Source organism: Actinomadura darangshiensis (assembly GCF_004349235.1).
GTDB lineage: Bacteria > Actinomycetota > Actinomycetes > Streptosporangiales > Streptosporangiaceae > Spirillospora > Spirillospora darangshiensis.
Window position 1 is genome coordinate 1 of the sequence record NZ_SMKY01000207.1, and the last position, 16,437, is coordinate 16,437.

The 16,437-nt window shown below is 71.8% G+C and carries 19 protein-coding genes and 1 rRNA gene; 10 read left to right on the forward strand and 10 right to left on the reverse strand.

Annotation, left to right across the window (positions count from 1 at the left end):
- The first annotated feature begins 8 nt into the window (after positions 1-8).
- Positions 9-125: ribosomal RNA gene (gene rrf, locus E1293_RS32780) — 5S ribosomal RNA — on the forward strand.
- A gap of 56 nt (positions 126-181) precedes the next feature.
- On the opposite strand, the gene E1293_RS32785 is transcribed toward rrf, so the two are convergent.
- Together E1293_RS32785 and E1293_RS32790 are read right to left on the reverse strand one after the other, a co-directional pair.
- Positions 182-676: a tetratricopeptide repeat protein gene (locus E1293_RS32785; RefSeq protein WP_132201529.1), complete on the reverse strand. Its 495-nt coding sequence runs from the start codon at positions 674-676 to the stop codon at positions 182-184.
- 479 nt (positions 677-1,155) lie between these two features.
- Positions 1,156-2,298 carry an MFS transporter gene (locus E1293_RS32790; protein ID WP_207939223.1) on the reverse strand — a complete coding sequence of 381 codons (1,143 nt, stop codon included), beginning with the start codon at positions 2,296-2,298 and terminating at the stop codon, positions 1,156-1,158.
- A 65-nt stretch (positions 2,299-2,363) separates the two neighbouring features.
- Here E1293_RS32790 and E1293_RS32795 point away from each other — a divergent pair, with 65 nt between their 5' ends.
- The 3 genes from E1293_RS32795 (at position 2,364) to E1293_RS32805 (ending at position 5,053) form a co-directional block, all read left to right on the forward strand.
- Positions 2,364-2,957 (forward strand): TetR/AcrR family transcriptional regulator, encoded by a 594-nt coding sequence (locus E1293_RS32795; protein ID WP_132201531.1) that lies wholly within the window; start codon positions 2,364-2,366, stop codon positions 2,955-2,957.
- 10 nt (positions 2,958-2,967) lie between these two features.
- Positions 2,968-3,732 (forward strand): maleylpyruvate isomerase family mycothiol-dependent enzyme, encoded by a 765-nt coding sequence (locus E1293_RS32800; protein ID WP_165978502.1) that lies wholly within the window; start codon positions 2,968-2,970, stop codon positions 3,730-3,732.
- Between the two features lie 127 nt (positions 3,733-3,859).
- Complete coding sequence (locus tag E1293_RS32805) at positions 3,860-5,053, forward strand: lipase family protein (RefSeq protein ID WP_132201535.1); 1,194 nt, start codon at positions 3,860-3,862, stop codon at positions 5,051-5,053.
- Positions 5,054-5,097: 44 nt separating this feature from the next.
- Here the strand turns inward: E1293_RS32805 and E1293_RS32810 are convergent, their stop codons facing one another.
- The 4 genes from E1293_RS32810 to E1293_RS32825 form a co-directional block, all read right to left on the reverse strand.
- Positions 5,098-5,853: a hypothetical protein gene (locus E1293_RS32810; RefSeq protein ID WP_132201537.1), complete on the reverse strand. Its 756-nt coding sequence runs from the start codon at positions 5,851-5,853 to the stop codon at positions 5,098-5,100.
- 44 nt (positions 5,854-5,897) lie between these two features.
- On the reverse strand, positions 5,898-6,617 hold the full coding sequence (locus E1293_RS32815; RefSeq protein WP_132201539.1) for a haloacid dehalogenase type II: 720 nt from the start codon (positions 6,615-6,617) through the stop codon (positions 5,898-5,900).
- A 63-nt stretch (positions 6,618-6,680) separates the two neighbouring features.
- Positions 6,681-7,106: a DUF5360 family protein gene (locus E1293_RS32820; protein ID WP_132201541.1), complete on the reverse strand. Its 426-nt coding sequence runs from the start codon at positions 7,104-7,106 to the stop codon at positions 6,681-6,683.
- Complete coding sequence (locus E1293_RS32825) at positions 7,106-7,636, reverse strand: TetR/AcrR family transcriptional regulator (protein ID WP_132201543.1); 531 nt, start codon at positions 7,634-7,636, stop codon at positions 7,106-7,108. The genes E1293_RS32820 and E1293_RS32825 overlap by 1 nt, the downstream gene beginning before the upstream one ends.
- Before the next feature lie 161 nt (positions 7,637-7,797).
- On the opposite strand from E1293_RS32825, the gene E1293_RS32830 reads away from it, so the two are divergent.
- Positions 7,798-8,427 carry a LysE family translocator gene (locus E1293_RS32830; protein ID WP_132201545.1) on the forward strand — a complete coding sequence of 210 codons (630 nt, stop codon included), beginning with the start codon at positions 7,798-7,800 and terminating at the stop codon, positions 8,425-8,427.
- A gap of 6 nt (positions 8,428-8,433) precedes the next feature.
- Here E1293_RS32830 and E1293_RS50545 read toward each other — a convergent pair whose 3' ends face one another.
- Genes E1293_RS50545 through E1293_RS32840 form a run of 3 tightly spaced genes read right to left on the reverse strand, consistent with a single transcriptional unit; the run spans position 8,434 to position 9,817 of the window.
- Positions 8,434-8,586: a hypothetical protein gene (locus E1293_RS50545; RefSeq protein WP_341770224.1), complete on the reverse strand. Its 153-nt coding sequence runs from the start codon at positions 8,584-8,586 to the stop codon at positions 8,434-8,436.
- Between the two features lie 5 nt (positions 8,587-8,591).
- Complete coding sequence (locus E1293_RS32835) at positions 8,592-9,203, reverse strand: helix-turn-helix domain-containing protein (protein ID WP_341770225.1); 612 nt, start codon at positions 9,201-9,203, stop codon at positions 8,592-8,594.
- Between the two features lie 44 nt (positions 9,204-9,247).
- The gene (locus E1293_RS32840; RefSeq protein WP_132201547.1) at positions 9,248-9,817 is read right to left on the reverse strand and encodes a TetR/AcrR family transcriptional regulator; all 570 of its coding nucleotides are present in this window, start codon (positions 9,815-9,817) and stop codon (positions 9,248-9,250) included.
- Positions 9,818-9,906: 89 nt separating this feature from the next.
- Here E1293_RS32840 and E1293_RS32845 point away from each other — a divergent pair, with 89 nt between their 5' ends.
- From E1293_RS32845 to murA, 3 genes are all read left to right on the forward strand, one after another.
- Positions 9,907-11,319 carry an MDR family MFS transporter gene (locus tag E1293_RS32845; RefSeq protein ID WP_165978503.1) on the forward strand — a complete coding sequence of 471 codons (1,413 nt, stop codon included), beginning with the start codon at positions 9,907-9,909 and terminating at the stop codon, positions 11,317-11,319.
- A gap of 49 nt (positions 11,320-11,368) precedes the next feature.
- Positions 11,369-11,758: a nuclear transport factor 2 family protein gene (locus E1293_RS32850; protein WP_132201549.1), complete on the forward strand. Its 390-nt coding sequence runs from the start codon at positions 11,369-11,371 to the stop codon at positions 11,756-11,758.
- A gap of 147 nt (positions 11,759-11,905) precedes the next feature.
- Positions 11,906-13,207, forward strand: coding sequence for a UDP-N-acetylglucosamine 1-carboxyvinyltransferase (gene murA / locus E1293_RS32855; protein WP_132201551.1), 1,302 nt, complete (start codon positions 11,906-11,908; stop codon positions 13,205-13,207).
- Here the strand turns inward: murA and E1293_RS32860 are convergent.
- On the reverse strand, positions 13,204-13,734 hold the full coding sequence (locus E1293_RS32860) for a hypothetical protein (protein WP_132201553.1): 531 nt from the start codon (positions 13,732-13,734) through the stop codon (positions 13,204-13,206). The genes murA and E1293_RS32860 overlap by 4 nt on opposite strands.
- 156 nt (positions 13,735-13,890) lie before the next feature.
- Between E1293_RS32860 and E1293_RS32865 the strand changes: the two genes are divergently transcribed.
- Together E1293_RS32865 and E1293_RS32870 are read left to right on the forward strand one after the other, a co-directional pair.
- Entirely contained in the window at positions 13,891-14,754 is an 864-nt protein-coding gene (locus E1293_RS32865; protein WP_132201555.1) for a hypothetical protein, read from the forward strand.
- Positions 14,755-14,863: 109 nt separating this feature from the next.
- A partial coding sequence (locus tag E1293_RS32870) for an acyl--CoA ligase family protein (protein ID WP_132201557.1) occupies positions 14,864-16,437 on the forward strand: 1,574 nt, incomplete at its 3' end.

Below are 16,437 nucleotides of genomic sequence, written 5' to 3' on the forward strand. Positions count from 1 at the left end.
GTTGGTCGTTCGGTGGTTTTGGCGAAGGGGAAACACCCGGTCCCATCCCGAACCCGGAAGTTAAGCCCTTCAGCGCCGATGGTACTGCATGGGAGACCGTGTGGGAGAGTAGGACACCGCCGGACTCATATTGCAGGATGGCCCCGCCGATACCGGCGGGGCCATTCTCATTTGTCGGGGTTTATTTCTCCAGAAGTGTCTTCGCATAGTTTGAGAGCGAACGGTTGTACCGAGGCAGATGGCGTGACAACGCGCCAAGGGCCAGCCCGGCCGCCTCGCGCTCGCGTCCGACGTCAGTAAGCGCGAGAGCCAAAAATGCGGTTACCGCATCGTCGAGCTCGTCGGAGCCGGCGTCCCGTTCCTTGGTCAGGATGGTGACACTTTCCTCGGCCCGGCCGAGGTTGCGGAGCGTACTGGCGTACTGGATCGTGGCCTGCCTGCGGCGTGATCCGGAGAGTCCCGCCTCGAACGCCCGGCCGTAGTGGTCGGCGGCCGACGCCTCGTTACCGATCGAGTCGTGCGCAGACGCCAGTTCGTACTCGGCGACAGCGTCACCGGGCGTGAGCTCACTGGTCAAACCTTCGACATTGGTGAGGAAGGCTTGGGGCTCGTGGTCATCGAACGCGGCCCAAAGGTCGGCCATTCGCTGTTCCCATTCGGGCGCGGGGTTGATCATGAATCACAGGATACGGCCGTGGTCGCGGCGGTCCGAACCTGAATTCGTTCCGGAGTCCACCTGATCGCTGGCGACAGGTCGAGGCAGACCTGACCCAACGGCGCTTTGGCTTGGTGGACGTCCGCACGCCCGCTGGCCCCTGACTCGCACCGCGCGCGGCACGTCCGTACTCGCGGTCCAGACCGCACCGGCGCCGCAAGATCCTTGGTCTGCTCGCCCGTTGGGGACGAAGTCGGGGCCTGTCTGGAGGCTGCGGGATCGTCTTCGGGTGGGGCGCAACGCTTATGCAACGTCCGGTACGGCAGAATTGGACCGCCCGATAGTGGTCGGGATCATGGCCGCGCCGGTGCCAACCCACACATTTTGCACCGGCGCGGCCGCCCCGCCCGGTCAGACATTCGCTTCCCGGTCCGTCGCCTCGCGGTGTCCGCCCTCCGGGACGGGGTCTGATGCCGTGCGCGTGGCCAGGCCGAACAGCGCTAGGGCCAGCAGGGTGAACGCCCAGCGGCGATCGGGAGGGATCCGGAGCCGAGCGTGCCCAACAGCCAGCCGCCGAGACCCGCGCCGAGCGAGGCGCCGATGTAGACCGCGCTGCTGCTGAGCGCCAACGCCTGCGGACCGGTGTCCGGACCGGTCAGCGCCAGAACGCGGGTCTGAACCGGGGGCGGGACGGACCAGGCCGCCGCCGACCACATCAGCAGCAGCGGGACGACGAGCGCCAGATGCGCGGGACGAAAGGACCACGACAGCGCCAGCCCGGCCATCGCCACGGTGAAGACGAGGGCCGCCAGCGCGAACGTCCGTGCCGCGCCGAAACGATCGACGAGGGTGCCACTGAAGCGTCCGCCGAGGACTCCCGCAATGCCGGTCAGCACCAGCAGCCCGCCCAGACCGGACGGCGTCACGCCCGCCACGGCGTCGAGGAACGGCGCCAGGTAGGTCTGGATCATCAGGTTGCCAAGGACTGCGGCGACGGCGGCGAGCAGCACGAGGAGCACCGCGGGGCGGCCCAGGGGACGGAGCCGCTCCGTCAGCCGGACGGCGGGTGGCGGTGCCACGTCCGGTACGGCGGCGCGGAGGAAGGCCAGGGCCAGGAGGCCGAGGAGACCGCCCGTCACGAACGTCGCCCGCCAGCCGAAGGCCGCGCCGACCCACGTGCCGAGCGGGACGCCGGCGACGACGGCGCCGGTCAGCCCGGCCATGATCGTGGCCAGGTCGCGGCCCTCCCGTCCCGGCCTGGAGAGGGCGGCGGTGACCGCGAACACCGTCGGCAGGACGACGGCCGCGGCGAACGCGGCCAGGATCCGCAGTGCCAGCAGTGCCGGGTAGGACGTGGCGAGCGGCACGGCGAGGTTGGCGGCGCAGAACAGCAGCATTCCCCCGGTGAGCAGGCGGCGCCGGGGCCGGGACGCGGGGGCCACGGCCGCCACGGGCGCGAACACGGCGCACACGACGGAGAAGACGGTGACTAGTTGTCCCGCGGCGGCCTCGCCGATCGAGAGGCCGTCCGCGATGGACGGCAGCACGCCCACGATCACGAAGTCGTCGGTCTGGAGGGTGAAGGCGGTCAGGGCCAGGGCGGCGAGCCAGAGCCCGCCGGCAGGGCGTCGGGAGAAGGGCATGGCGGTTAAGGTAACACTTGTTTCCTTATAGGGTGGACGTTCCGGCGACCGAGGGAGAACCGCCAGTGGCCAGGCCGCGCGACCCGCATCGACGCACCGAGATCCTCGACGCGGTGCTCGACCACCTCGCCGAGCACGGGCTGTCCGGGCTGTCGATGCGTCCGGTCGCGCAGGCGCTCGGGCAGAGCACCCGGGTCCTGACCCACCACTTCGCCGACAAGGACGCGCTGCTCGCCGCGCTGCTGAAGCGCCTGGACGAGGTCCAGCACGAGCAACTCCATGCGACCGAGGGCTGGGACGACACCGGCCTGGGCATCGGCGCGATCGTCCGCGACTCCTGGCGCCGGCATCTCGCCCCCGGGAACATCGGGCACACCCGGCTCGTCCGGGAGATCGAGGGGCTGGCGGCGGCCGGGCGCCTCGGCGGCCGGGTCCCGGCGTTCCTGGCGGAGCGCGCCGAGTTCGTCGCCGGGGCGCTGATCGCCCGCGGCCTCGATCCGGCCCGGGCCCGCGTCAACGCGACGTTCCTCAACGCCGCCTACGCCGGCCTGCAGACCGACTTCCTCACCACCGGCGACCGGGAACGGGCCGAGGCCGCGCTCGACGACCTGTGCGCGCTCGCCGACTCATGGACGGAGAACGTCCCCGGGACGGTCTAACGTGGCCCGCATGGATCACGACCGTCTCTGCGCGGAGATCGTCACCCAGACCGAGCTGCTGGTGTCCACCGTCAAGGACGCCGACATGACGGTGCCGGTGCCGTCCTGTCCCGGCTGGAACGTCGGCCAGTTGCTGCGCCACCTCGGTGGCGGCCAGCGCTGGGCCGCGGACACCGTCCGGACGCGGGCGGCCGAGCCGCTGCCCGACGACCATTTCCGCGACCTGTCCCCGTATGCCGACGAGGACGCCGCGGTCCTTGCGCCGTGGCTCGCTGAGGGGGCCGTGCGGTTGGCGGGTGCGCTTCGCGAGGCGGGGCCGGAGGCCGAGCTGTGGACCCCGGTGCCGGGGCGGACGGTGTCCTTCTATGCGCGCCGGTTCGCGCACGAGACGCTCATCCACCGGGCCGACGCGACGCTCGCGCTCGGCCAGGAGTTCACGGTCGGCCGCGACGTGGCGGTGGACGCGCTGGACGAATGGATGGAGCTCGGCTCGCTGCCGATGATGCTCGACATCAAACCCGAGCTGCGCGAGTTGCTCGGCCCCGGCCGGACCGTCCACCTGCACGCGACCGATACGTCCGCGGAATGGCTCGTCGACCTCACCGGCGACGTCATCGAGTGGCGGCGCGCGCACGAGAAGGCCGCGGCCGCGGTGCGCGGGACGCTCACCGAGCTGCTGCTGCTCGTCTACGGGCGGCGCTCGCCCGCCGGGCTGGAGGTCTTCGGCGACGGAGAGCTGCTGGACTTCTGGCTGGAGCGGGTCGCCTTCCGCTGACCGCCGCGAGCAGGGCGCCGTTGTCAGCGGACCGTGATCCGGCCACGGCGAGTTGTTGGGGCCGTACGTATCGAGGCGGGGTCTGACACGTCACAGTCAAGGGGCCGCCCACCCCTGGGAGTGACCGATGAGACTCGCCGTGGCCCCGTCCCTGCTGGCGCTCGCCGCCACCGCCGTGCTGGCCGCCCCCGCATGGGCGGACGACCCGCCGCCCGGTTCGGTGCCGCCCGACCAGGACCCGTTCTACGCCGCGCCCGCCGACATCGGCACCTACCGGCCCGGTCAGGTCGTCGCGACCCGGAAGATCACCCCGAAGGCCGGGAACCTGGCCGGCACGGTCGACGCGTGGCAGATCTCCTACCGCACCAATGACTCGCACGACCGGGCCGAGCTGACCGTCACGACGCTCCTGGTCCCGAAGAAGGCGTGGACCGGCGGCGGATCCCGTCCCGCCGTGTCGGTGCAGGCCGCCGAGGACTCCACCGGCACGCAGTGCGCCCCGTCCTACGGCATCTCATCGGGCTCCCTGGTCGCCGCATCGTCGGTCATGTTCGCCGCGCCGCTCCTCGACAAGGGCTGGACGGTGGCCATGCCCGACTTCGAGGGCCCCAAGTCGGTCTTCATGGCCGGGCCGCAGGCGGGGCACGCCGTCCTCGACGGCATCCGCGCGGTGAAGAACGTCAACTCCGACGTCGGCCGATGGGCGCTGAACGGGTACTCCGGCGGCGCCCAGGCCACCGGTTGGGCCGCCGAACTCCAGCCGTCTTACGCGCCGGACGTCGGCCTCGCCGGCGTCACCATGGGCGGGACGCCCGCGGACCCCGGCGCCGTCGCCCGCTCCCTGGACGGCGGTCTGTTCTCCGGCTTCGAGGCCGCCGCCACGGTCAGCCTCGACACCGAGTTCCCGGAGGCGGGCATCGGGAAGCTCCTCAACGACAAGGGCCGCCAAGCGCTGGAGGATTCGCGCAACAAATGCGTGACCGACCTCCTAACCGGGTTCCCCTTCAAGAAACTCGCCGACTACAGCACCGTCCCCGACCCCCTGTCGGTGCCGTCGGTCGCCGCGATGCTGAAGAAGAACACGATGGGTTCGTCCGCCCCCGCCGCGCCGGTCTTCGACTACCACGCCAATACCGACGAGATCGTCCCCGTCGGCCAGGCGGACGCCCTGGTCAAGACCTGGTGCTCGAAGGGCGCCACCGTCCAGACCGTCCGGGACGCCGTCGGCGAACACGCGCTGGAGGCACTCGTCCGCAACAACGACGTCCTCGCCTACCTCACCGACCGCTTCGCCGGAAAGCCCGCCCCCGACACCTGCTGACCCGCCACGGCCCGGCCGTGAGAAGGCCGGCCCTTCGACTGCCGCTACTCGGAATGGGTCAGTCGGACGTAGCCGTAGGGGTTGAAGAAGAAGTCGTCCTCGTCGTAGCGGTCGCAGGGGCCGGTGCGCAGCAGCCGGCGAGGGGCGTCCTCGGTCATCCGGAAGCCCGCGCCGTCCTCGATCTCGCTGGCGCGCGGATCGGTCAGCAGGTAGGTCGCCAGCGTGTCCAGCTGCGCGACGAGGTCGGGCAGGCCGTCGTCGGTGAGCTGGGCCTCCTCGACCTCGATCTCCACCTCGGGCGCGCCGAGGAGGTGCATACCGCAGCTGTACAGGACGTGCCCGTCGTAGATCGGACGCTTCACCCAGGCGGCGACGAGCGCACTGGCGAGCTCCTCGTCCTTGGCGTCGGCCGCCAGGTCCGCCAGCGCGAGCCAGCGGTCCCGGCCGTGCGTGATCCCGCTGCTCTCGTTCTTCACCGCGCCGGCGCCGGCCCGCAGGAGCGCCGCGGTCGCCGCCAGCAGCCGCCGGGAGGTGTCGGCCGCGAGCTCCCGCATCATCGGCATCGACAGCAGGTAGGCGACGGTGTGGTGGGACTCGACTGCGGCCCAGTCCTCCTCGTCGAACGAGGCCGCGGCCATGCTCGCCTCGAACGCGCCCGGCATGCGGGGGTCGGGTTCGGCCTCGGAGTACTCGCGGTCGAGGACGAAGCCGCCGAAGCCGGCGGCGATCCGCTCGATCTCCGCAAGGCCCGGGTCGGAACTCAGCACGCACAGCACATGGCGGGGGATCACTTCACTCATCCCGGTACGTTACCGATCATGAGCGACGCTCCGTACCGAATCCGTCACCTTCCCGTACCCGAGGACTCGGTCAGGATCCGGGCCAGGTCGATGAGGTCGGCGGCGACCAGGCCGGCGTTGACGGGCGGCGGGACGGGCGCCGCGTCCGGGCCCCATTCGGGACGGGGGACGTAGGCGGTGCGGAGACCGGCCGTCGCCGCGGCTTCGAGATCGTCGGGGTGGCACGCCACCATGAGGAGGCGATGCGGCTCGACGTCGAGGAGTTCTGCGGCCATGCGGTAGACGCGCTGGTCGGGCTTGTAGGACCGGGCCAGCTCAGCAGACAGGATGCAGTCGAAGCGCAGGCCGGCCCGCTTGGCGAGGCGTGTGAGGAGTCCCACTCCGCCGTTGGAGAGCGTCGCGGTGACGACGGGGCTGCGGTGGAGCCGTTCCAGGCCCTCGGGGGCGTCCGGCCACGGGCGCAGGCGATGCCAGGCGCGGACGAGGTGATCCCGGTCCGCCTCGGTGAGCGCGTCGAGCCCGCGCTCGGTCAGGGCTTCGTCCAGCATGAGGCGGTGGAGATCGTCCAAAGGCTGCCAAGGGAGTTCCCCGGCCACCACCCGGCCCAGCGTCGGACGGTATCGGCGCCGCCAGGCGTCGGTGACGGCCGCCCAATCGGCGTGCAGGCCGGCCCGCCCGCCGATCTCGGCCAGCTCGCGGGTCACGCTCGTCCGCCAGTCGGTCAACGTCCCGAACACGTCGAAGAGCGCTGCGTCGATGTTCATCGGATCACATCGCACGGCACCCCCCCGGCTCGCCGGCGGCCTCGGCGGGTGGCCGCATCGTGATCATTCATTCGATGGTACGGACCAGGCCGCGGTCGCCTGGCCCGGGGCTCTGCGGACGAGGACGAACAGTGCGGGCAAGGGGAACAGCAGGAGGAACAGGTTCGGCAGCCACCAGGTCAGCGTGAAGTCGCCGCGCAGGGCCCAGAAGGCGATCGCCTGCAGGCCCGCGACGCTGGTCAGGGTCAGGGAGACCGTCATCAGGGGACGCCGCGCCGACGGCCTGGACAAGGTCGCGAGCCCGGTGAGGCTCGCGGCCAGATCGAGCGGGACGAACGAGGCGTTCCAGTCGCTCAGGATCTGGTCGGAGTAGTCCTTGTAGGCCAGCTCCGGCGGGATCAGGCCGGCGAGCACCACCGCCCAGTACAGCAGCAGCCCGACGTCGGTGATGAGCATCGCGACCTTCGTCGGTCCGAGGACGCGGGACATCAGGCGTCCTCCTCGATCATCGAGGCCAGCCGGGCCCGCACCTCGGCGTGCAGGCCGCCGCGGGGCGGCGCCAGGTTCAGCAGCCGCGCCATCCACCAGCCGTCGACGGCGAGGCGGACCAGGTGCGCCGTGGCCGGATCGAGCCCGTCGCCGGCGAGCCTGTCCTGCCAGGTCTCGTAGTGCCGCTGGAACGCGCTGAGCACGCCGGGCCCGCCGGACAGCCCGGCGAGCAGGGCGACCGCCACCCGGTCGGCGGGCGCCTGCGCGGCGATGTCGTCCTCGGGGATGGTGGCGTCCAGCCAGGCCCGGGTGAAGGCGCCGCGCCCGGAACCGGCCGGCGGCAGTTCGGCCTCGAACCGTTCCACCAGCCGTTCGAGGACGCCCGCGAGCAGCGCCTGCTTGGACCTGAAGTGGTGCAGCAGCCCGCCCTTGCTGACGCCGGCCTCCGCCGCGACGGCGTCCAGCCGGATCGCGTCGGCGCCTCCGGAGACCAGCAGCTGCTCGACGGCGTCCAGAATCCGATCCCGCAATGTCCGCTCCCCAATCCCAACCGTCTAGACGGTCGGTAGATTAGGGCGGGAAGTGGCCGATGTCCACCGTCGCGGCCGGACGGGTGCGGTTCCTGGCCCCGGGATGGCCGAGGCCCGGAATCCTGGTCGACCGGCGTAAGGTGCGTCAGTAGCATTCGATCATGATTGCTGCCGCGCTCGCCTTCGCCGCCGCCGCGATGATCATTAACGTGGCGCCGGGGCTGGACACGTTCCTCGTGCTCAGGACCTCGATCGCGCAGGGACGGCGCTGCGGGATGGCGGCGGCGCTCGGCATCCTGACCGGGTGCGTGCTGTGGGGGCTCGCCACGGCGGCCGGGCTCACCGCGCTGCTGACCGCCTCGCATGTGGCGTACGACGTGGTGCGCATCTGCGGCGCCGCCTACCTCGTGTGGCTGGGGGCGACGGCGCTGTGGCACGCCCGGAAGAAGAAGCCGAGCGAGGACGTCCGGCCGGAGCCGGTCGTCGCCGAGGGACGGCTCGCCGCCTTCCGGGCCGGGGTCGGCACCAACCTGCTGAACCCCAAGGCCGGCGTCTTCTACATGAGCCTGATTCCGCAGTTCATGCCGCACGGTGCGCCGGTGTTCGGCACGACGGTCCTGTTCACCGCGATCGACGTGGTCGAGCTGGCGGTCTGGTACTGGATCGTGTCGGGCGCGGCGGCGGCGCTGGGGGAGCGGCTTCGGCGCCCGTCGGTCCGGCGCCGCCTGGAGCAGGTCAGCGGCGTGGCCTTCATCGGCTTCGCGGCGGGCCTCCTGGCCGACCGCCCCTGACCGCGTTCAGCCGGGCTCGGTGAAGTAGGCGGCGCTTTCGGCGTCAGCCGGGTAGTAGGACTCGATCGCGACCTCGTCCAGCGTGATGTCCATGGGCGTGCCGAACGTGGTGATGGTCGAGAACAGGCGCAGTTCCCGCCCGCCGATACGGATGATCATCGGGATCACGACGTCGGAGTCGACCGACGGGCCCGACGCGTCCTCGGGGCCGGGCGCCAGCAGGTCCTCGTAGAGTGCGGTGAGTTCCGGGTCGGGAGCGGTCGCCAACTGCCGGGTGATCCGGGAGCGGAACACCGCGCGCGCACATCGGCCAGGTTGACTACCAGGGGAGCGAGGCCGCGCGGGTCCAGCCCCAGCCGCACCAGGTTGACCGGTGGGCGCAGGAGGCCCGGGTCGGCGGTCGCCAAGAACGGGTCGACCGCGCGGTTGGTCATCAGGATGTTCCAGTGGCGGTCGAACGCCAGCGCGGGGTAGGGCTCATGGGCGCGGAGCACTCTGGTGACCGCGCCCCGGGCCGCCGAGAGGGCGTCGCCTCCGAGGGGCCGCTCGGTGTAGCGGGGCGCGAATCCGGCGGCGAGCAGCAGCCGGTTGCGTTCGCGCAGCGGCACGTCGAGCTGATCGGCGAGCCGGAGGACCATGTCGGCGCTCGGGTTCGACCTGCCGGTCTCGACCAGGCTGACGTGGCGGGCCGAGACGTCCGCGGCGATCGCTAGATCGAGCTGGCTGAGCCGCCGGCGGTGCCGCCACTCCCGCAACAGCGCCCCGACCGTCTCCATGATCTTCGAGGGTACTCGTCGCGGCGCCGGTGCCGGAGGGGGCGTCAGCGCACCAGGGGGAGGAAGATCGTGTCGACGATCTCTTCGAGGACGTGGTCGGGCGCGGGCGCGAAGGTCGTGAGCAGTTCGTGGCGCAGCAGGTCGAAGGGGAGGGACTTGATGCGCTCGGTGAGGCGTTCCGGCCTGATCTCGCCGCGGTCGACGGCGCGGTCGAAGAGCACGCCGACCGCTTCCCTGCGGGCCGTCACGGCCGGGTCGGTCAGGTCATCGGGGCTGGTCCCGGTCTCCTGGTAGTAGCCGGCCAGGTGTGCGCTCATGACGGTGACGAGCTGGACCCGGGTGGCGTTGATCTCCCGCAGGAGGGCGAGGACGTCCCCGCGCAGGCTTCCGGTGTCGGGGATGCCGAGGAGCGACTCCCGCATGATGTGGACGACGGCCGCCCGGACGAGTTGGTCGCGGTCGGGCCAGCGGCGGTAGAGAACGGGAGGGCTGGTGCCCGCGCGCCGGACGACGGCGTCCATGGTGAACCTGGCGTAGCCCCGCTCCGCCAGCTCCTCCCACGCCGCGTCCAGTAGCGCCTTCTCCAGTGCCGCCCCGCGGCGCCGCTCAGGCATCCCGCCCTCCTTAGATAGATTTGCCTATCTAATGCTAGCGGGTTACTCTGCCCTCCGTAAGATAGACGACTCTATCCTAAGGAGCGTTCATGCGCGCCAGCGCCGCTCAGTCGCCAACGGCCGCCGCCGACTCCGGCCGCATCGATCCCGCCCTGTGGCGGATGACCCTGACTTTGATCGTCGGCGCGCTCGCCGCCATCTTCGACTCCACGATCATGAGCGTCGCCATCGACGACCTCGCCCGGCAACTGCACACCTCGCTCGGGACCGTCCAGTGGGTGAGCACCGCCTACCTGCTGACCCTGGGCGCCACGATCCCGGCGGTCGGCTGGGCTCAGTCCGTCGTCGGCGGCAAACGCCTGTGGATCATCGCCCTCGGGGCGTTCGGCGCCGGGTCGCTGCTGTGCGCCGTGGCCTGGGACGCCCCGAGCCTGATCGCGTTCCGGGTGATCCAGGCCATCGGCGGCGGCACGATGATGCCGCTGATGACCACGCTGATCATGCAGGCGGCCAAGGGCCGCGGCATCGGCCGGACCATGTCCCTGATCACCGTGCCCACCGCGCTCGGCCCGATCATCGGCCCGGTGCTCGGCGGGATCATCCTGCACCTGGGCGACTGGCGCTGGATCTTCCTGTTCAACCTGCCCTTCTGCATCGCCGGCGGCTACCTCGCCGCACGCCATCTGCCCGCGGACGGGCCCCGTCCCCGCGTCCGCCTCGACGTCGTCGGCCTGCTGCTGCTCTCGCCGGGCGTCGCCGCCGCCGTCTACGGCCTGTCGCAACTCGGCGGACCCGGCGGTCTCAGGGCGGCTCTGCCCTCGGCCGCCGGGCTCGTCCTCATCGCCGGCTACGTCGGCTGGGCGCTGCGGCGCGGACCGGACGCCCTGGTCAACGTCCGGCTGCTCCGCCACCGCGCCCTCGCCTCGTCGTCGGTGCTGGTCTTCCTGTCCGGTGCCGCCCTCTTCGGGCCCATGCTGCTGCTGCCGCTGTACTGGCAGCAGGTGCGCGGCGAGGACCCCCTCGGCGCCGCGCTGCTGCTCATCCCGCAGGGCGTGGGCGCCCTCGCCTCCCGCGCGGTCGGCGGCCGGTACATGGACCGCTTCGGGCCGCGTCCGGTCGCCGTCGCCGCCCTCGCCTGCACCTGCGCGGCCACCGTGCCGTTCGGCTTCGTCACCGCCACCACGAGCGACATCGCGCTGATGGCCACCCTGTTCGTGCGCGGCGCCGGACTGGGTGTGGCCACGATCGCCCTGATGGGCGCCGCCTTCGTCGGGCTGGAGCGGCAGGAGATCCCCGGCGCGTCCATCATCAGCCGCGTCGCGCAGCAGGTCGGCGGCTCCGCGGGCACCGCGGTCCTCGCCATGATCCTGCAGCGCACCTCCACCGGCGCCCACACGCCCGCCGCCCTGGCCTCGGGATTCGGTGACGCCTTCTGGTGGGCCACCGCCATCACCGCCCTGGCCGTCCCGCTCTGCCTTCTGCTGCCCGGCCGGACGCCATGAAATGGGAGTTCATCGACAACCACCGCAACCGGCGGAGACACTTCGTGCCATGACCACAGAGAACAAGAACCTCGTCCAACGTGCGCTGGCAGAATTGATCGGTGGCGGCGACATCGATGCGTTCGGGGCATATCTCAGCGAGGACTTCGTCCACCACCGGCCGGACTCGACCTCGTCGACCAAAACGGAATGGCTGGCCGCCGTGAGCGCGGCACTCGGCCCGCTCGCGGGCATGCAGGTCGACGTCCAGCATGTGCTGGCCGACGGCGATCACGTCATGGTGCACTCACGCCGCCGCCTTCCCGATGCCGGGCCGGAGGTAACGGTCGTCGACGTCCTCCGGGTCGACGACGGAATGGTCGCCGAGATATGGGAGATCATCGAGCCGGCGGCCCAGGCGGCCGCCAATCTGAAATGGTGGGACCCCGCCCAGAACTGACCGGCGCGATGCGTCCGCCGGGCGACGGATCCGGACCGCCGCCCGGCCCACGCCGGCCAGCAGGGTGTCCAGCTCGTGAAGAGCGGGTCATGCCGGGGATGCGGTGATTTCGGCAGGTGCTCGTCGTGGACGCCGTAGGCTGCTCGGGTGACTGAGAAGCTTTGGCAGATCGAGCCGTCGGGGCCGCTTCGCGGGGACGTCACCGTGCGGGGGGCGAAGAACGCGGTCAGCAAGCACATGGTCGCGGCGATGCTGGGAGACGGGCCGAGCACGATCGGCAACGCGCCGGACGTCGGCGAGGTCGGGATCACCGCGGGCATGCTGGAGCACGTCGGGATGGCCGTGGAGCGGTCCGGCGGCGACGTGACCGTGGTGCCGGGGCCGGTGTCGGACCCGAGCGTCGGCAAGGCGTTCACCGGGCTGAACCGCATCCCGATCCTGATGCTGGGGCCGCTGCTGCACCAGGCCGGGGAGGCGTTCGTGCCGCTGGTCGGGGGCGACCCGATCGGGCGGCGGCCGGTCGACTTCCATGTGGAGGCGCTGCGGGCGTTCGGGGCCGAGGTGTCGCACGCGGCCGACGGGATCCGCGCGCGCGCGACGCGGCTGGTGGGGACGCGCATCGAGCTGCCGTATCCGAGTGTCGGCGCCACCGAGACGGTGCTGCTGGCGGCCGTGCGGGCCGAGGGGAAGACCGTCATCCGGAACGCGGCGACCGAGCCGGAGATCATCGAGCTGGCGTTGTTCCTCCAGCGGATGGGGGCGCGCATCTCCTTCGCCCCCGACCGGCGGATCGTGGTGGAGGGCGTCGAGCGGCTGAGCGGGGCCCAGACGCGGCTGGACGGCGACCGGATCGAGGCCTTCTCGTACCTGGTGGCGGGGCTCGTCACCGGGGGAGAGGTGCGGGTGCACGGGTGCCCGCAGGACCGGCTCGTCACCGCCATCACGACGCTGGCCAGGATGGGCGCCGAGTTCGAGATCACCGATGACTGGATCATGGCGTCGGCGCCGGACGGGCTGACGCCCGCGGCGGTGCAGACCGACACGCATCCGGGGTTCGCGACCGACTGGCAGACGCCGCTGATGGTGCTGTTCACGCAGGCGGACGGCATGTCGGTGCTGCACGAGACCGTGTACGAGAACCGGCTCGCGTACGTGCCCGCGCTGCAGAGCATGGGCGCCGAGATCGAGGTCTACGACACCTGCCTGGGCGGCCCCGCCTGCCGGTACCACGACACGGCCGCTCTGCACTCGGCCGTGGTGCGCGGGGTGACGAAGCTCCGCGGCGGGGACGTGACCATGCCCGACATCCGGGCCGGGTTCTCGGCGGTCCTGGCGGCGGCGGTCGCGGAAGGGCCGTCCACGCTCCGGGGCGTGCACCACATCGAGCGCGGATACCACCGTCCTGTCGAGCAGTTCCGCGCGCTGGGCCTCTCGCTGCGGGCGGGCTAGCCGGCGTCGGGGGCCGTCCGCGGCCAGGTGAAGGTGAGGGCGCCGCCGACGGGGACGTCGTGCCAGAGCGGGGCCAGCTCGTCCAGGCGAGCGAGGATGCGGTCGATCGCGGGCCCGTCCTCCGGCGGTATCGGCCGGTGATCGGCCCAGGCGGGCGCCCGGGCGCCGGCGCGGCGCCGCCAGGCCAGGTCGCACATGCCCGCGAAGTACTCCGACCTGGCCATGTCGCCGCGGTCCGCCTTGCTCAACGACGACTCGCGCTTCTTCAGGCGGCGCTGCGCCCGGGCCCGCTGCCTCGGGTCGCCCGGAACCTCGGTCGTCTCGGTGAAGCCGCCGCCGCCCGCCGCGGCGCGCCCGAAGACGCCGGACGCCAGCCCCAGCACCGCCTCCGTCAGGTAGTGGACGAGGTCGTGCGGTATGTGGTCGTCGTAGCCGGGCGCCGGGTCCATCCGGCGCGGGTGCCGGCCGGGCAGGGTGACGATGGTCGCGTAACGGCGTTCACCGGTCCGTTCGAAACTCACGCGCATCCGGCCAGGCTAGGCCGGACGGTCAGCCGGGCGCATTCCCATTTCCGGCCCCTACGGTGGAGCGATCAACCGCTGGAGGGCCTGTGGAGTTCGACCGGACCTGGTGATGACCGAAACCAACAAGACGGGCACGGAATCGGCGGCCACGCTGGAGTCATGAACCTGACCAAGGCATCCGACTTCATGGCGACGCACGCACGCACGCTCGACCGGCGGCGCTTCGAGGTGCTGACCGGCGAGGGCGACCGCGAGGCTCTGCTCGCCGCCCTCAACGCCTACCGGAACCCGGACGGCGGCTACGGGCACGGCCTCGAACCCGACCTCCGGTCCCGGACGAGCCAGCCGGGCCCCGCGCTGCACGCGTTCGAGGTCTTCGAGGAGCTCGGCCCGGAGACCGCCGCCGAAGCGGCGGCGCTCTGCGACTGGCTGGAGTCGGTGACGCTCCCGGACGGCGGCCTGCCGTTCGGGCTGCACGTCCCAGATCCCGCCGGAAGCGCGCCCTTCTGGGCGAACGCAGACCCGCGGGCGTCATCGCTTCAGATCACCGCGATCGTGGCGGCGACGGCGCAGCGCGCTGCCGTCCATGACAAGGCGGTCGCCGGCCACCCCTGGCTCGACCGTGCCACCCGCTACTGCCTGGACGCCCTGCGCGCGAAGGACGAACTGCACGCCTTGGAGCTGGCGTTCGCGTTGAAGCTGGCCGACGCCGTCCAGGACACCGAGGCCATCGAACTCCTGGGCAGGCACATCCCGGAGAGCGGCCTCGTCCACGTCCAGGGCGGGCTGGAGGACGAGATGATGCGCCCGCTCGACTTCGCGCCCTACCCGGACAGTCCCGTCCGAGCGCTGTTCAGCGACGAGGTCGTGGCCGCCGAGCTGCGGCGCCTCGACGACGAGCAGCACGACGACGGCGGATGGCGGGTCGACTTCGCCTCGTACTCGCCCGCCGCCGAATTCGAATGGAGCGGCTACGCCACCGTCAGCGCGGTCTCCATCCTGACCCGCAACGCGGCAGGCTAGAGCGCCCGGCGGAACCGGGGGCCGCGGTCCGTCCCGGCGTCCGGGACCGGGAGGCGGGTGCGTGGGATCCTTGGAGCGCAGGCCATACCGACGGCACCGGAGGCTCCCGATGGACAACGGCCCGGGCTACACGGCGCTCACCCCTCTCACCTTCCTCGGCCGGTCGGCGGAGGTTTTCCCCGGCAAAACCGCGTACGCCTACGGGGACCGCCGCACCACCTACGCCGAGTTCGCCGCCGAGACGACCCGGCTCGCGAACGCGCTGAGAGCATCCGGGATCGAGCCCGGGGACCGGGTCGCCTATCTAGCGCCGAACATCCCCGAACTGCTCGTGGCGCACTTCGCCGTGCCGCTCGCCGGGGCCGTCCTCGTCGCGATCAACACGCGGCTCGCGCCGGACGAGATCGGCTACATCCTCGACCACTCCGGGGCCAAGGCGCTGGTCGTCGACGCGGGTCTGCATCCGTCCGTGGCGCCGCTCGCGGGCGGCCTGCCGCAGGTCGTCACCGTCCCCGCCGCCGGCGCCGAGCCCGACTCGGCGGTCGGCGGCATCGCCTACGCCGACCTGATGGCGCGCGGGTCGGACGACCCCCTGCCCTGGAACGTCCAGGACGAGAACGCCGCCATCTCGATCAACTACACGTCCGGCACCACGGGACGGCCCAAGGGCGTCGTCTACACCCACCGCGGCGCCTACCTCAACGCGCTCGGCGAGGTCGTCCATTCGCGGCACACCCCGGAGAGCGTGTACCTGTGGACGCTGCCGATGTTCCACTGCAACGGCTGGTGCACGCCGTGGGCGCTCGCCGCGATCGGCGGGACGCAGGTGTGCCTGCGCGCGGTCGCCGCCCCGGAGATCTGGCGGCTCATCGGCACCGAGGGGGTCACGCACCTCAACGGCGCCCCGACCGTCCTGGTGACGATCGCGAACGCGGCGCAGGCGCGTCCGCTGGAGCGGCCGCTGACCGTCACCACGGCGGGCGCGCCGCCGAGCCCCACGATCATCGGGCAGATGGAGCGGCTCGGGGCGAGCATCGTGCACGTGTACGGGCTGACGGAGACCTACGGGCCCTATTCGGTGTGCGAGCCGCAGCCCGGCTGGCCGGAGCTGGCCGCCGGCGACCGGGCCCGGCTGCTGGCCAGGCAGGGCGTCGGCATGATCCAGACGGACGGGCTCCGCGTCGTCGACGACGCCATGGACGACGTCCCGGCGGACGGCGAGACGCTCGGCGAGATCGTCATGCGCGGCAACAACGTCATGAAGGGCTACCACCGCGACGCGGAGGCCACCGCGCACGCCTTCCGGGGCGGCTGGTTCCACTCCGGCGACCTCGGCGTCCGCCACCCGGACGGCTACGTCGAGCTGCGCGACCGGTCCAAGGACATCATCATCTCCGGCGGCGAGAACATCTCGACGGTGGAGGTCGAGCGGGCGATCGACTCGCATCCGGCCGTGCTGGAGGTCGCCGTCGTCGCCGTGCCCGACGACAGGTGGGGCGAGCGTCCGAAGGCGTTCGTGGTGCTCCGCGACGGGCACGCCGCCACCGGGACCGAGCTGGTCGAGCACGTGCGCGAGAGCCTGGCCCGGTACAAGGCGCCCGACTCGGTGGAGTTCGTCACCGAGCTGCCCAAGACGTCCACCGGGAAGATCCAGAAGTTCCAGCTGCGTGAGCGGGAGTGGGG

Excerpts from the sequence above, each read along its gene's own strand:
- E1293_RS32785 (WP_132201529.1), bottom strand. The coding sequence starts at position 676 with ATGATCAACCCCGCGCCCGAATGGGAACAGCGAATGGCCGACCTTTGG.
- E1293_RS32790 (WP_207939223.1), bottom strand. The coding sequence starts at position 2,298 with ATGCCCTTCTCCCGACGCCCTGCCGGCGGGCTCTGGCTCGCCGCCCTG.
- E1293_RS32800 (WP_165978502.1), top strand. The coding sequence starts at position 2,968 with ATGGATCACGACCGTCTCTGCGCGGAGATCGTCACCCAGACCGAGCTG.
- E1293_RS32805 (WP_132201535.1), top strand. The coding sequence starts at position 3,860 with ATGAGACTCGCCGTGGCCCCGTCCCTGCTGGCGCTCGCCGCCACCGCC.
- E1293_RS32810 (WP_132201537.1), bottom strand. The coding sequence starts at position 5,853 with ATGAGTGAAGTGATCCCCCGCCATGTGCTGTGCGTGCTGAGTTCCGAC.
- E1293_RS32815 (WP_132201539.1), bottom strand. The coding sequence starts at position 6,617 with ATGAACATCGACGCAGCGCTCTTCGACGTGTTCGGGACGTTGACCGAC.
- E1293_RS32820 (WP_132201541.1), bottom strand. The coding sequence starts at position 7,106 with ATGTCCCGCGTCCTCGGACCGACGAAGGTCGCGATGCTCATCACCGAC.
- E1293_RS32830 (WP_132201545.1), top strand. The coding sequence starts at position 7,798 with ATGATTGCTGCCGCGCTCGCCTTCGCCGCCGCCGCGATGATCATTAAC.
- E1293_RS50545 (WP_341770224.1), bottom strand. The coding sequence starts at position 8,586 with ATGATCATCCGTATCGGCGGGCGGGAACTGCGCCTGTTCTCGACCATC.
- E1293_RS32835 (WP_341770225.1), bottom strand. The coding sequence starts at position 9,203 with ATGGAGACGGTCGGGGCGCTGTTGCGGGAGTGGCGGCACCGCCGGCGG.
- E1293_RS32840 (WP_132201547.1), bottom strand. The coding sequence starts at position 9,817 with ATGCCTGAGCGGCGCCGCGGGGCGGCACTGGAGAAGGCGCTACTGGAC.
- E1293_RS32845 (WP_165978503.1), top strand. The coding sequence starts at position 9,907 with ATGCGCGCCAGCGCCGCTCAGTCGCCAACGGCCGCCGCCGACTCCGGC.
- E1293_RS32850 (WP_132201549.1), top strand. The coding sequence starts at position 11,369 with ATGACCACAGAGAACAAGAACCTCGTCCAACGTGCGCTGGCAGAATTG.
- E1293_RS32860 (WP_132201553.1), bottom strand. The coding sequence starts at position 13,734 with ATGCGCGTGAGTTTCGAACGGACCGGTGAACGCCGTTACGCGACCATC.
- E1293_RS32865 (WP_132201555.1), top strand. The coding sequence starts at position 13,891 with ATGAACCTGACCAAGGCATCCGACTTCATGGCGACGCACGCACGCACG.